We start from the raw sequence: 13,515 nt of genomic DNA, 5'->3' as shown, positions 1-13,515 counted from the left end.
GCCTTCCGGCTCCGCTCTCGTAAAAGTCATTTATACCCGCTTGGCTCCGCGACCGCCGCGTTTGCCTTCGGTATTTTTCTTAAGGGACGAAATACGCTCTTCGCTGTCTTTAAGGAAACGGGACATCTTATCCTCGAATGACGGTTTTCCGTATGATGGTTTTCCAAAAGAAGGTCTGCCGCCGCCGGAGGATGGTTTGAATGGACGACCGCCGCCACCGCCGCTGTTACCGCCACCGCCAGCGCGGTTAAAACGGTCTCCGCCGCCGCTGTTAAAACGTTCGCGTTGCGGGGGCTGCTGGCCTTCAGGCCGGTCAATCGCCTGTTTAATGGAAAGTCCGATCTTGCCGTCTTTGTCCACATTGATCACTTTCACCTTGACGATGTCGTCGAGCTTGAGATGATCTTTGACGTCCTTGACGTAGTTATCGGCAATTTCCGAAATGTGTACGAGCCCCGTGACACCTCCCGACAAATCGACGAATGCCCCGAAATGCGTAATGCCTGTCACTTTGCCCTCTAATTTGGCGCCCACTTCAATTGCCATAAAATAAAATGTTCCTCCCTAAAAGTTATGCGAAGCATGACCGTCTAACGGATGTCTTCCTATGTTAATTACCCCGAAATGAGGCGGTACTACCACAAATTATAACGCACCCGCAAAAGCAAGGTCAACAGACGGATGTCCATATTTCCTTATGGGGCTAAGGATTGTCGATGAATTGAAGCGATTTCTCGCCCGGCTTGACGAGCCCTTGGTTTTTGGTTGCAAGCTGTGAAATATATTCCGGATCGTTAAGCTTCTTAATTTGTTCGTTCAGCTTGGCGCTTTCCGCCTTGACGCTGTCGATCTTGTGCTGTGCCGCCGCCAGTTTCGCCTCCGCCGCGGAATGGCGCTGCATTTGGGAAAAAAGGTTGTATCCTGCCCAAGCAAGAAATAACGCCATGATGGCCATCCAGATCCGAAGCCGGCGTTTCGCGCCGGAATACACGGTCGTCTGTGTGGTCTGATTAACCGGGGCTGACGCCATAACGCGAATTCCCTCCCAACCGTTGAAAAAGTGGCCGTTACCGCATTACCGCATGCTGCAAGCAGAAACGACTGCCGCCTTAAAACAGCTTGTTCCACAGCCTCTTCAAAAACCGGCCGATACGCATTCCGGTTTCCTTCAGCCGTAAACGGGCCGCAGCTCTGCTCAGCCATACGCCGAGCGGCCTCACGAGCGGGCTCAGCAGCCACCGTGCGAGCAGCCAAAGCGGACGTACCAATTGTAGCACAAGTTTGGATAAGAAAATAGTAACGACGATCAAAAAGCCGGCTATTATGCGAATAAGCCGGTACAGCAGTATGAGAGGCTTCACGATCAGCACATCGATGCAGCGAAGCAGAAATGCGATCAGCCGCCGCACCGCTTCGATGCTCCAGCGGACAACGGCCATGACGGCCCTGCTGAACAACAAAAAGTAGAATCCGATGCCGATGAGCAGTCCGAGAAACACATATGCCCGCACCTCGCCGTTATTGCTGGCATACAGCACCCGGAATACCGTCAGCGTTGCCGCCCCCCAGTACAGCAGATCAAGCACCGGCATCAGCCACCTGGAGAAGCGCAGCTCATGGGAGATGACCCGGTAACCGTCGAATACCGCTCCCATAGCCAATCCCGACAGCAGCATCATCGCCATCGTCCACCATTGCGTATTCAGGCTCACTTGAACAGCTTCCCGAACAATCCTTTGGATTTGGCGGACGTATTCCCGTCCAGATAGGCGAGTGAATGAACCTGTCCCTCGATTGCGACGAGCCCTTGCTCCAAACTAAGATGCTTCATATGAAGATTTTGACCTCGAACGGCCAGAAATCCCAGCTCGGTTTCGAGCAAAAACTCCTCGTTGTCGAAGCTTTCCACATTCATGACACCGCTGATTTCCAGCAGCTTGCGGTTCAGCATCTTTACTTCCTGGCGCTTTTGCCCTTTGATCTGCTCGATCATGCCTCGTCCCCTCCTCTATACGACAAGCCTATGGAGAAGGGACGAGTTTTAGAACTATATCGAGTGGGGGTAGACATCATTACCCCGGGATGAATAGCCTGAAACCGGGCAGGCAACACTATCACAATCATCTGCTACTACAGCCGGGCGGCGGCCCCCTCCTCCCGCCGTTTCCGGCGTTCATGAGCCATGACCGTTTACGGCCGTTTATGGCTGCTTGCAACAAATATAAGGGCTTTATTTTTGACGTACAGGTTATATAGAGAGAAAGATTGAATAAAGGAGGACTGCGAAAGTGAAAGCAGCGGAAAGAAAGCAAGATGCGATAACGGGCAGCGGCAAGGAAGACGCCTTAAATATGAAATTTGTTACACTCGTCTCCATGATCGCGGCAATCGGCGGGCTGCTGTTCGGCTTCGATACGGCCGTTGTCTCCGGTGCAATCGGATTCATGACCGAACGTTTCGTGCTGAGCGACTTTGCGGTCGGCTGGGCCGTTTCCAGTCTCATTATCGGCTGTATCGCCGGCGCCGCCGTATCGGGCGTGCTCAGCGACCGGTTCGGCCGCAAAAAAGTACTGATTGCCGCCGCGGTCCTGTTCATCATCGGATCGGCAGGATCGGCGATCCCAACCACATTTGGCGGATATATCATCGCCCGGATGATCGGCGGAGTCGGCATCGGGATCACCTCCACGCTTTGTCCGCTGTATAATGCGGAGATCGCTCCCGCCAAATACCGCGGCAGGCTCGTCGCATTCAACCAAATGGCAACGGTAACAGGCATTTTTCTCGTTTACTTTGTCAATCGCTGGATTGCCGGGGCGGGCAGCGAAGCTTGGCAGGTTTCCACCGCCTGGCGCTGGATGTTCGGCATCGGCGTCGTCCCGGGGGTCGTGTTTCTTCTGTTGCTCTTTTTTGTGCCGGAAAGCCCGCGCTGGCTGATCAAGCAGGGACGCGCCGCGGAATCGCTGCCGGTGCTGCTGCGGATTCACGGCGAGGAGCTGGCCCGCAAGGAAGTGCTGGAAATTAAAGCTTCGTTCCAGGAAGAAAAAGAAACGAAAGGCCAAAGGCTCAGCTCCGGTCTGCGCTTTGCGCTCATGCTCGGCATCGTGCTCGCCATTTTGCAGCAGGTGACCGGCATTAACGCGGTCATGTATTATGCGCCGGAAATTTTCAAAGAAACCGGGGCTGGAACGAACTCGGCGCTCATTCAGACCATACTCGTCGGCGCCATCAATTTCCTGTTCACGATCCTCGCCCTCTGGCTCATCGATAAAGCCGGCCGCAAAGCGCTGCTCATTGTCGGCTCGGCGCTCATGGCCATCTGTCTGTTTATGATCGGATTCGCTTTTCAAACCGGACAGACGTCCGGGTGGATGGTGCTGATCTTTGTGCTGCTGTATGTCGCCGCTTTCGCCATTTCACTCGGACCGGTCGTATGGGTCATGCTCTCGGAAATTTTCCCGAACCGCGTCCGCGGCAAGGCAACCGCGATCGCTTCGATGGCGCTGTGGATCGCCGACTACGTCGTCTCGCAGTCGTTCCCGCCGCTGCTCGGCACGGCCGGACCGGCCATCACGTTCTGGATCTTCGCAGCGCTGGCGCTGTTCACTTTTTTCTTCTCCTGGCGCGTCGTGCCCGAAACGAAGGGCAGAACGCTGGAAGAAATCGAGGCGAGCTTCAATGCGAGAACGGCAACGACGAGATAGACGGGCGTTAGGGAGCTGAAAAATTGCGGTAAAGCGTTCCCTTCGGCACCTGCGCCGGGGGAACGCTTTTTTTGGGGGCAACAGGCCCCAGTCCTCCAATAAGAAGCAAAGGCCGAGCAACCACAGACCACAACAACTGCCGTGAAAAATAAGCAATGGTACAGCTCTCCCGGCTACGACTCCGGCAGCGGCTTGCGCCCCTGATACCCGTCATGCCAGCCATGATAGTGGGTGACGTGCGTCTCCCCTTGCTTCCAGCAGATCAGCACATTCTCCCCGTTCACAACCGCCGGAAAGTCGATCAATCCGGGCTCGACCATCTTGAGCAGCACGCCCTTGCGCGCGAAGTTCGCGAACCGGAGATCGTTCTTCGAGCTTCCGCTCTTCTGAATCCCAAACAAATAAGCTTTGCCATGTTATCCTCCAATCGGTTTAAGTATACGTGTACGTTTTTATTGGATGTTCGTGACACGTTATTGTTAAATGAACATCTTCACTTTTCCCAACGAAAAAGAGCCGAATTTGATATGATAATTATGGAAGTGGTCACAACCAATAAGCATATTTAAAGACAATGAAGGGGTGCGGACGCTGAGAATTGATATTTCATGGGAAGGTCCACATGAACTAAATCAACTCCATATGTTGAATGATGAACAAGGGATTATGGCCTTTATCAGATATACGGCTCACATCCTCTATACGGACCAAGTGAGTTGATTTATATCGGAAAGGCATCACAGCAGTCATTTTGTACCCGAATCAATCAAGAAACTTGGTCTTTCAACAAGGACGCAAATAACGTCGAAGTTTATGTTGGCCGATTATGTGGAACGGTTACTCCATCAAATAAGAATGGGAATATTTAATTTCTGCAGCTGAAAGATTGAATATTTTTACCCATGCCCCAGCTTGCAATTCTCAAAGTATTAATTCGATACCCTATCTTGATTTAGCAAATGTCAATGTGTTTAATTGGGGAAACCATCGTAGTTTAGCTGCCGAAGTATCTGGAATGAGATGGGCCAGTGATGTTGAGCTAACTCCATTTATTTATCAAGAAGAAACAGACTAAATACTAAACTGAACCAAAATGATAAAGGTTCCTTATTACATCGGTCATTCCATTCAAGACAAGTTTGACCTTAAACGCTAGGACAATACAACTAACTTTTTTATGGCGGTGTCAAAAGTGGAGAAGTTAATCATCGAAAAAGATTATAATGTTGGAAAGTATACTTTTTTGGATGTTCATCATACGAGTAGCATAGACGGACTTAGAGTTTTTCCAAAATGGTTTATCATTATGGTAACATGAGTACAAAAACGGCCATGACGCTAATGAGCGAACCATGGCTGTTTTTGTATTCTCTGTTTGTGTAAGACTATCGGATCTTTTGCCCTTTTCTTAAGACAAATGCAATCACGGAAGCAAAAGATAACCCTGTCATAAATGTGTACGCATTAAAAAACAACTTGTTAGTGTATTGATTAAGAAAAGAATATCGATAAATGACGGAGTTGGGATCGTTTGTCCCCCCTCCTAAGTGATGAAGAAGCCGATTGATCATGGCATATTCCCCATAAGTGCATGCAACTATCAACAAGGTTAATCCAATTAATGATAGTTTCGTCATCCCTGGCCCTAGAGGGAGTTGTCGGCTTGTCCGATAAGTATATATTAACGCTACAATATAGATGGGAATAGCAGGAAAGATGAACATCAGCCCTAGATTCCCGTTACCGGAAATGCCATGGCTTGTTCCTCGGTACTTCAAAGTGAACAGATAGGCCAGAAAAAATAAGAGCGCGCTTAAGCTGGACGAAATACCGAATACGATGACGTCTCTTTTTTTCGTCGACATTCTTTAATTCACTCCTATACCGGTTATCGATTCTCTTTTCGTTCTTATAGCTGCTGTTTAAACAGAGCAAGGAAACCGATATCCTGATCATTATCGCTCCACACTCTATAAATCGTTCCAGTATTGTTTTGACCGGAATCAGGGTCTTTAAAACCGAAGTAGTTTTGTGTGTACATCACATAACCATTACCGAGTACAAAATGATAATTTGTGTAGGTGGTATCCGAAATCCAATAATCAAAACGAATTCCGACAGGCAAATTATTATCGATCGAGGAAGTATACGCATACCATGCCATGCTGTCGGTTCCCCGGTATTCAGTTCCAACCCAATTTTCCCCGTTATGTCTTAAATGATCCAACAAGCCCACACTAAAATCAGCTAAGCTGGTCCCGAATATGGTAGTACCCATTTCTGAATAGAGATGATTAACGAGTGCAGAGTTACTTCCATAATACGTTGAGCTCCGTAGTTATGACCAATTCCAGCCAGATAATTTGCCGCCATCGCCCCGGAAGTCGGACCGCACGCCGAATCTTGATTCGTTATTCCAGAAGATCTTTGCCAGATTCTTGTAACGCTCATTCCTTAGAAATAGGACTGGATAACGCGACTATATCGGACTTCGAGCTCTCCCATTCAGACCTGCTGATTTCCGAATTCGAGGCCATGGGTTTAAGATCAATGTTCTTAGTTTTAGCTTTCTGTATGACGTCGGCTGCATTTTTTTCATGTATAATACCTCCGACGTAATACGCTTTTAAGCCCGTTTTTTTCGAGTTCGATGCTCCGTCACCGTATTGGAGAACCGGTCCCCTATCTTCCGTCGCCGATACGATGATATGTCCGATGGATTCGCCATTATCTCGTACGATAAAATAATAACCTAGTAGACTCTCATCAATATCATACAGGTTTTCGAAAAATACTAGCTGTGTTTGGCTCCATTTTTGGTTATAATTCGAACTTTTAATAAAGGTTTCTGCTACATTCATCGCAGTTGCTACAGACACGATTGTAGCATTTGATTCTTTTTCTTTTACATCTGCTGCCATTACGTTTGTTGACATGGAGAAATTCGGTTGGGTGGCAGATAGACTTTCATTGCCGCCATCCCAGAGGATTGTACGTATTTAATATGCCGGGAGTCCGGCCGACTGTGCGTAGGTCGCCTTCCTCGACTGCAGTTCCCGGTAGCGCTCCTCGAACTGACGCGTTAAGGCTTGCAATTGGTGCAGGTCCTTGATCAGCTCCGGCAGTAATGCATTCGCTTCGCTTGGCGTAAAGATCCGGGTCGTCATGGCATATCCACTCCTTTCCCCAAAGTGTAATCGATCGCGCATCCGATTGCCATCCTTGATCGAGAGCCGCCGCGCTGCATAAAAAGCAAGCGAAACGGGAAACTATAGCTTGTTGCCCACTGTAAAAAAGGAGGTGTCACCATGCCCCACGAGCAAAACCATAGCCGCAACCAAGCATCCAAAGCGGAAGTCCAAGGGACCCGATTGAATCAGATCCCCGCCCCGGGCGAAGACGATACGGAATTCTCCGCGGAGGAAGCGGCGGAGGTCTTCAATGAGAACCCGTCCTCCAGCCAGGCGCCTGGCCGTCAGCAATAGTGCTAATAGTTCCCTCTAAGATGGAGGGACCCGTTTTTAGCGAGGACGAATCAACGGAAGGACGAATTCGCCTTCCTAATTCGGGAACGAAGCTTAGGGGCTGTCTCCCTCGTGTTCCCGTGAATGAGCTAGTCCCGAATATAACGCAAAAGGACCTCCAGTTACCGCTGGCAAAGCGGAGTTGGAGGTCCTTCCTCGCTATACCTGCAAATGTGCAGGTATTATCCAACAAAATCGCATTCGAGAGGGAATACCCGCGATTGTACAGGAATTCCGGGCTTTTATCGCCTGAACGTGAGATTGGGGTCGATGCAGAGCGATTGCCAGTGTTCACTGGGACAGCCTGTTAAAAAAAGACCGCAGCATGCGGTCTTTTAGAAGAGATAAAACAATCGTCGGTTTACCCGTTTAAAACAAATCCTCGCGCTCGCGCGCTTCTTCCTTAAGCAGCGTGTACAGCTCGCTCGCCTCATCCTTCCGGGTCGTTTCCGCAATCCGCTCGACGCGGACGGTAATATACTTCTGCCCGAACCCGATCTTCAGCTCGTCGCCGACTTTGACGGTGCTGCTCGGCTTGGCTTCGCGGCCGTTGATCCAGACGCGCCCCTGCTCGGATACATCCTTGGCGACGGTGCGGCGCTTGATCAGCCTCGATACTTTAAGGAACTTGTCCAGACGCAACTTACTTAACGGCTTCCTTCAGTTTGTTGCCGGCTTTGAACGCTGGAACTTTGGATTCGGGAATGCTGATTTCCTGGCCGGTTTGCGGGTTGCGGCCCGTACGTCCGGAACGGGTGCGGGTTTCGAACGTGCCGAAGCCGATGAGCTGCACTTTTTCGCCCGAGGACAAAGCGTCAGTTACTTCGCCGAGAAAAGAGTTCAGTACGGATTCGACGTCGCGCTTGGTCAAACCGCTTTTCGTTGCAATATTGTTGATCAGATCGTTTTTGTTCATGTTTTATTATCCTCCCAAGTACATTGTTTGAAAATTCGTAAGCGTCTCATGCGCTTTACGGCTGCTGCCCACTGACTTCAAGGGGTAGTAATTCGGCCTGAACATGATGAAATCCTGCTGTCATGCGAAAAAAAAATTGGCGAATTTTTAGCGGAAGTTGGCGAACAGTGGCGGTTTAACGGCTCCTGTCCTTCGCTTCCTCCCACCATTTGTCCATCTCTATTAAATCAGTCTGGTCAAAAGATTTGCCGTTTATACGAAGCTGCTCTTCGATATAGAGAAACCGGCTGCGGAATTTCGCATTCGTGCGGGAAAGCGCCTCTTCGGGATCGACGTCCAAAAACCGCGCCGCATTAACGACGGCAAACAGCAGGTCGCCAAGCTCGTCCGCCTTCGCGTCCGCATCTTCGCCCTGCGCCGCTTCCCGCACTTCCTGCAGCTCCTCTTCGATCTTCGCCAGCACCGGCGCCAGCGCATCCCAGTCAAAGCCGACTTTGGACGCTTTTTTCTGCAGCTTGTACGCTTTCAGCAGCGCCGGCAGATCGCGGGGAATGCCGTCCAGCACGGAGGTCCGGTCCGTATCGCGCCCTTTCAGCTTCTTCTCCTCGGCCTTCATCTGCTCCCAGTTGACGAGCGCTTCGTCGGCATCGGCCGCCCCCCGCTCCCCGAACACATGAGGATGACGGAACAGCAGCTTCTCACTCAGCTCCTGGATGACATCGTAGACGGAAAAAGCGCCGTTTTCCTCTTCCATCTGGCTGTGCAGCATCACCTGCAACATGACATCGCCAAACTCTTCCTTCATGCCGGCCGGATCGTCGTCGTCGATCGCTTCGAGCGCTTCGTACAGCTCTTCGATGAAGTTTTTGCGGATCGACTGATGGGTTTGCTCGCGGTCCCACGGGCAGCCTTCCGGACTGCGGAGAATGGCGACAATTTCATGGAGCCGGTCAAACGAGCGGCTGCGCAGCGCATCGTCGTCCGAGCGCGGCACATAGACGAGCGACAGATTGCCCCAGCCGGGCGTCCGGTCCAGCTCGTAGAGCGGCACGCGCACGATTTGCTCCTCTCCCGCTACGCCGAGGCTGTGGCCGATGACAACGGGATGCTCGTCGGGATACCGCTCCATCAGCGTCAGCTTCACATCGGAAGCGGTAAATTCGTCGTACACCTGCCCGATTAGCGTGTGCAGCTGCGGCGAAATGTCGTAAGCGCGCAAGGAGGCCGCATCCAGCAACTGGAAGCCTTCGATCGGATCGAAGCCGAGCGCGGTGAATGCGCCGTCGAGGAAGCTTTCGCCGCCGACGATTTCAAGCGCGATCTCCTCCTGCGGGCAGCGCTCGCGCAGCAGCTGAACCGTCCGCTCCGCCACCATCGGGTGGCCCGGAACGGCGTACAGGACGCCGCCGGCTTCAGACTTCGCCAGGTCGATCAGCTCGCTTGCGATCGCCTCGTACACTTCCGGGAACGAGTCGAACTGCTCGTACACCCGGTCGAACGATACGGCCTCGATGCCGTTATCGCGCAGCATATGCATCATGGGATGCTTTTCCGTCCGGACGTAGACGCGGGCGGCGTTTTGCAGGCGCCGCCATACGCCGAGCGTAAGCTGGTCGGGATCTCCGGTGCCGAGCCCGGCGACGGTAAGGCTACGTAGAGCCATATGCGATTACCCTCCTTTATCGATGCGGAAACATGAGAAGCGGCAAGCGCTTGTCAAGATCAGGCTGATCTGCTGATCTGCTTAGCTGCGCTACAGTGTTCCGGTTAAACACGGCCGACGCGCTGGGCCGTGCAGTGAAAAACGGCTTGTGCGCCGATCGCACGGCAGCTCGTGTATGTAATCCGGGCGGCCGGCGTTTCGGTCGGGCGCCGGGAAAGCGTCAGCGGCGCGGCGGAAGCAGCCGCCAGCGCTCAAGCCGGGCGGCAAGCGCTTCGCCGCCCGGCAGCGCGCGCAGCTCGCGCGCGCCGATGCCGCCGCAGCGGAGCAGCGCGGCGGCGTACGCGCCGGCGCCAACGGCAACGCCCGTCAGCGCCAGCGCGGCTGCTGCCGCCCGCGGCGGCAGCATGCGGCCGAGCGGGCTCTGCAGCGCCCGCTCCGCCGCCAGCAGCGCCGCGGCCATGACCGCGAGCGCAGCGGCCGTGCCCGCGGCGGCGCGCAGCCGCCCGCGAGCGGGCAGCGGAGCCGCGCCGCCGGCGGCACGGGCGGCGCGGGCGACCGCGGCGGCGCCGAGCAGCGCGGCGGCGCCAAGCGCGGCGATGCCGGCCCAGGCGGCGCCGGCGATGCCGAGCGCGGGCACAAGCGCCGCGTTCAGCGCGGCCTTCAGCAGCGCCGACGCCAGCAGAAACGCGGCCGGCAGCCTCACGGCGCCAAGCCCCTGCAGCGCCGGAGCGGCTACGGCGTTCAGCGCGCCGGCAAGCGCCGTGGAGCCGACCAGCGCGAACGTGAGCCGCCCCGTATCGTCTCCGTAAAGCATCACATTAAGCGGGCCGGCGAGCAGCGCCAGTCCCGCGCTGGCAGGCAGGCCGATCAGCCATGCGGCCCGCATCGCAAGCGAAGCCTGCCTTGCCGCGCCTGCCGCATCGCCGCGAAAGCGGGCTCTGGCGATCGCAGGCACAAGCGCCGAAGCGGCGGCGGCCGCAACCATTACAACAAGCTGCACAAGCGGCTGGCAGCGGCTGTAAATGCCGAACTGCTCCATCGCTTCGGCAGCGGTCATGCCGCTTCGATGCATCAGCCGGGGAACCGTAAACGCATCGACGGCCCCGGCGACCGGCACGACAATCGCTCCAAGCGCGACCGGCAGCGCCAGCGCAGCCAGACGCTTCATCTCCGCCGCCAGCTGCCTTAAGGAGGCGGCCGCACTTGCCGATGTTCGTATGTTGTTGCGGAGATGCGCTTCCACAGCGATCTTCTTCGGATGCCGGACAACTGCGATGCCTCTTTGCCCGCTCGTCGTATCCAGTGCCTTGCCCGGCGCATCATCCACCGCTGCATGACGGCTGTCGGAGCTCATGCCGGCTCGGCCCTCCCCCGGCTGCCGGGTCCGCGCATCCGGCAGGCTCTCGACGGCGCTTGCGGTCTCATCCGCTCCGCGCCGGCCGCGCAAGTAAACCGCCATGAACAACAGTCCGGCCGCACCGCCGAACGCGGAGCCGGACATCGCTCCGGCCGCCAGCCCGGCTTCCGACCAGCCCGCTTCCCAGCCGATCGCAAGCAGGGCGATCATGGCCGCCACCCGCACCGTCTGCTCCGCCAGCTGCGACAGCGCCGGACCCGCGATCACGCCGATGCCCTGCGCATAGCCGCGCAGCGCGGCGAGCGCCGGCACCGTCCACAGTGCCAGCGATACGGTGCGTATGGCGGGGGCAACCGCCGGATCGCCGATCCATCCGGCGAGCACCGGCGCGCCGGTCCACATCGCCGCGAAGCCCGCCGCGCCGCCGGAGCCGAGCAGCAGCAGCCCGGCCGTCCGTATCCGGCGCGCGCCGCGAAGGTCGCCCGCCTCCAGCCGCTGCGCCACGAGCAGCGACACCGCTACGGGCAGGCCGGCCGTCGCGAGCACAAGCAGCAGCTGGTAGAACGGGTAGACGGCGTTATAAATGCCGAATACCCGGTCTCCGGCCACATTTTGCAGCGGTATCTTTTGCATCGTCCCCAGCAGCTTGGAAACGAGGGCCGCCCCGGCCATAACGGCTGCGGCTCCGAACATGCCGCCGACCTTTGCCCTCCCGTTTCTCACAAATCCAACTCCTACGTCTCATGTGAAGCGGCTTCAGCCATTATAACCCCCATTGTACCGCGCCTGCGCATACGCGAACAACCCTTATCCGGCAGAGAGGCCGCATGAGGAGACGTTTATCGTCATACATGTAATACATCGGCTGCCGTTTGCGCCGCGAAAGGCCCATTACCGATCCGGTTCCGGCGGCGAAGCTCGCGGCAGCCTCCCGGACTTTACGGATGCGAAGGAGGAATGACCGATGACGCCGCACGACTTCACCATTATGGAATGGAAAAAAGCGAGCCTTTACGGCCTGCTTGCCCAGCTCTATCAATCTTCAAACCGCGATCTGCACGAACATTACAACGGACTGTACATCGCCAGCGTGCGCAAGCTTGCCGATGCGGTGCATGCTTACGGCGATCCGTTCAGCGACCGCGGCTCGCTTGTCCCGGCCCATGGCGATCCTTACATGCAAGCCGGGTTTTTCCCCGGGTTTGCGCATGCCGCCCCGCTGTCCGGTTATAACGATCCGCCCTACTATCCGCTGCAGCCCGGGAGCTTTCTTCCTCCCAACGGCCCGTTAGCTTATCCTGGCGGCTCTTATGAACCCCGTCCGGATACGGCCGTTCAAGCCGGTATGGACGCTCATCCGGCTTCCGGCGCTCTAAACGATCCCGCGCCCGGCGCTTACGGCTTTCCGGATTCCGGCGCTTACCGCGATCCGCCGTTCGGCGCTTCAAGCTTCCCTGCTCCGGGCACCGCCGGAACCGTATCCGGTACTTCTGCCGCCTATCCGTTTCCGCCGCCTTATTATCCCGACGGCAACCAGATATTGAAAAGCTTCCAGGCGGAGCGCCCGCCCGCCCAATTCGCCGCCGTACCCGACGCATATGCGGCAATGCCGGGTCACGGGTACGGGCTATTGGCGGGTAACGCGCCGCCGCCGGGCAATGAGCCGCTGCCGCTTCATGCTCCGGTCACAAAGGAGCCGTCCGCGCGGGTGCGTGTGCTGAATGCCTGTCCCGGCGCGCCGGCATTCGACGTCCATGCGGCCGGGTCGCAAATCGCCGCTTCGCTTGCTTATAAGAGCATCACCGATTATATCGACGTTCGTCCGGGCGCCTGCACCTTCCATTGGGCGGAAGCGCGGCGCAAGCTCGTCCGGCTGACGGAAACCGTCGATCTCGAGAGCGGCGTCTCTTACACGGCGGCGGCGGCCGGCGGTTCTCCGGACGAAATGAGGCTCTGTTTGTTCCGGGACGAACGGTCCGTCGCGGACGGATGCGCCAAAACGCGGTTCATTCATCTTGCTCCTCAGGAAGGCGGCACCGACGTCATGTTCAGGGACGGGGGCACGCTGTACCGCAACATCGAATTTGCCGAAGCGTCCTCTTATGTGACCCTTGCGCCGCTCTGTGCCGATTTGCAGATCATGCCCACCGGTTCCCCCCGGCCGCTGCTGGAATCGGCCGCCATCGAGTTTGCCCCCGGCACGGTCACAACCGCAATCGCGGTCGGAATCAAGGGCGGAAACCCGCCGCTGGAGACGATTTTGTTGCACGACGAGAGGGGAGGATGAAAAAGTGCTGGCTGCGCGGACTAATTATTCTTCCGATCGCTGTTGTCCCCGGATTCATTTTGAA

At 55.8% G+C, this 13,515-nt stretch carries 15 protein-coding genes; 3 read left to right on the top strand and 12 right to left on the bottom strand.

Going from position 1 to position 13,515, the window contains the following annotated elements; all coding sequences use genetic code 11:
• Window positions 1-30: 30 nt before the first annotated feature.
• The 4 genes from VN24_RS10525 to yabP all read right to left on the bottom strand — a co-directional run bounded on the left by VN24_RS10525 (window position 31) and on the right by yabP (window position 1,993).
• Window positions 31-546: a S1 domain-containing RNA-binding protein gene (locus VN24_RS10525; protein ID WP_045670377.1), complete on the bottom strand. Its 516-nt coding sequence runs from the start codon at window positions 544-546 to the stop codon at window positions 31-33.
• A gap of 157 nt (window positions 547-703) precedes the next feature.
• Window positions 704-1,030: an FtsB family cell division protein gene (locus VN24_RS10520; RefSeq protein WP_045670376.1), complete on the bottom strand. Its 327-nt coding sequence runs from the start codon at window positions 1,028-1,030 to the stop codon at window positions 704-706.
• Between the two features lie 79 nt (window positions 1,031-1,109).
• The gene (yabQ, locus tag VN24_RS10515) at window positions 1,110-1,712 is read right to left on the bottom strand and encodes a spore cortex biosynthesis protein YabQ (protein WP_045670375.1); all 603 of its coding nucleotides are present in this window, start codon (window positions 1,710-1,712) and stop codon (window positions 1,110-1,112) included.
• The gene (yabP, locus tag VN24_RS10510) at window positions 1,709-1,993 is read right to left on the bottom strand and encodes a sporulation protein YabP (protein WP_045670374.1); all 285 of its coding nucleotides are present in this window, start codon (window positions 1,991-1,993) and stop codon (window positions 1,709-1,711) included. The genes yabQ and yabP overlap by 4 nt, the downstream gene beginning before the upstream one ends.
• A 295-nt stretch (window positions 1,994-2,288) precedes the next feature.
• On the opposite strand from yabP, the gene VN24_RS10505 reads away from it, so the two are divergent.
• Window positions 2,289-3,704, top strand: coding sequence for a sugar porter family MFS transporter (locus VN24_RS10505; RefSeq protein ID WP_045670373.1), 1,416 nt, complete (start codon window positions 2,289-2,291; stop codon window positions 3,702-3,704).
• 173 nt (window positions 3,705-3,877) lie between these two features.
• Here VN24_RS10505 and VN24_RS28145 read toward each other — a convergent pair whose 3' ends face one another.
• The 4 genes from VN24_RS28145 to VN24_RS26875 form a co-directional block, all read right to left on the bottom strand.
• Window positions 3,878-4,105 (bottom strand): DUF2203 domain-containing protein, encoded by a 228-nt coding sequence (locus tag VN24_RS28145; protein ID WP_238590881.1) that lies wholly within the window; start codon window positions 4,103-4,105, stop codon window positions 3,878-3,880.
• Window positions 4,106-5,613: 1,508 nt separating this feature from the next.
• Window positions 5,614-5,940 carry a hypothetical protein gene (locus VN24_RS10490; protein ID WP_148505222.1) on the bottom strand — a complete coding sequence of 109 codons (327 nt, stop codon included), beginning with the start codon at window positions 5,938-5,940 and terminating at the stop codon, window positions 5,614-5,616.
• Between the two features lie 211 nt (window positions 5,941-6,151).
• Window positions 6,152-6,625 carry a Spi family protease inhibitor gene (locus VN24_RS10485; RefSeq protein ID WP_148505221.1) on the bottom strand — a complete coding sequence of 158 codons (474 nt, stop codon included), beginning with the start codon at window positions 6,623-6,625 and terminating at the stop codon, window positions 6,152-6,154.
• A gap of 78 nt (window positions 6,626-6,703) precedes the next feature.
• Window positions 6,704-6,871: a DUF2203 family protein gene (locus VN24_RS26875; RefSeq protein ID WP_158453666.1), complete on the bottom strand. Its 168-nt coding sequence runs from the start codon at window positions 6,869-6,871 to the stop codon at window positions 6,704-6,706.
• Window positions 6,872-7,012: 141 nt separating this feature from the next.
• Here VN24_RS26875 and VN24_RS27820 point away from each other — a divergent pair, with 141 nt between their 5' ends.
• Window positions 7,013-7,189: a hypothetical protein gene (locus tag VN24_RS27820; protein ID WP_169751044.1), complete on the top strand. Its 177-nt coding sequence runs from the start codon at window positions 7,013-7,015 to the stop codon at window positions 7,187-7,189.
• 408 nt (window positions 7,190-7,597) lie between these two features.
• Here VN24_RS27820 and VN24_RS10480 read toward each other — a convergent pair whose 3' ends face one another.
• From VN24_RS10480 to VN24_RS10465, 4 genes are all read right to left on the bottom strand, one after another.
• Entirely contained in the window at window positions 7,598-7,870 is a 273-nt protein-coding gene (locus VN24_RS10480) for an RNA-binding S4 domain-containing protein (protein ID WP_045670369.1), read from the bottom strand.
• Between the two features lies 1 nt (window position 7,871).
• Window positions 7,872-8,144, bottom strand: coding sequence for an HU family DNA-binding protein (locus VN24_RS10475; RefSeq protein ID WP_045670368.1), 273 nt, complete (start codon window positions 8,142-8,144; stop codon window positions 7,872-7,874).
• 175 nt (window positions 8,145-8,319) lie between these two features.
• Complete coding sequence (gene yabN / locus VN24_RS10470) at window positions 8,320-9,807, bottom strand: bifunctional methyltransferase/pyrophosphohydrolase YabN (RefSeq protein WP_045670367.1); 1,488 nt, start codon at window positions 9,805-9,807, stop codon at window positions 8,320-8,322.
• Window positions 9,808-10,027: 220 nt separating this feature from the next.
• Window positions 10,028-11,887 (bottom strand): oligosaccharide flippase family protein, encoded by a 1,860-nt coding sequence (locus VN24_RS10465; RefSeq protein WP_052702890.1) that lies wholly within the window; start codon window positions 11,885-11,887, stop codon window positions 10,028-10,030.
• 241 nt (window positions 11,888-12,128) lie between these two features.
• Between VN24_RS10465 and VN24_RS10455 the strand changes: the two genes are divergently transcribed.
• Window positions 12,129-13,451 carry a DUF4397 domain-containing protein gene (locus tag VN24_RS10455; RefSeq protein ID WP_045670365.1) on the top strand — a complete coding sequence of 441 codons (1,323 nt, stop codon included), beginning with the start codon at window positions 12,129-12,131 and terminating at the stop codon, window positions 13,449-13,451.
• The last annotated feature ends 64 nt before the right edge of the window (window positions 13,452-13,515 follow it).

Source organism: Paenibacillus beijingensis (assembly GCF_000961095.1).
GTDB lineage: Bacteria > Bacillota > Bacilli > Paenibacillales > Paenibacillaceae > Paenibacillus_O > Paenibacillus_O beijingensis.
Note: the sequence above shows the minus strand (reverse complement) of the source record. Positions and strands in the feature narration are given on the sequence as shown.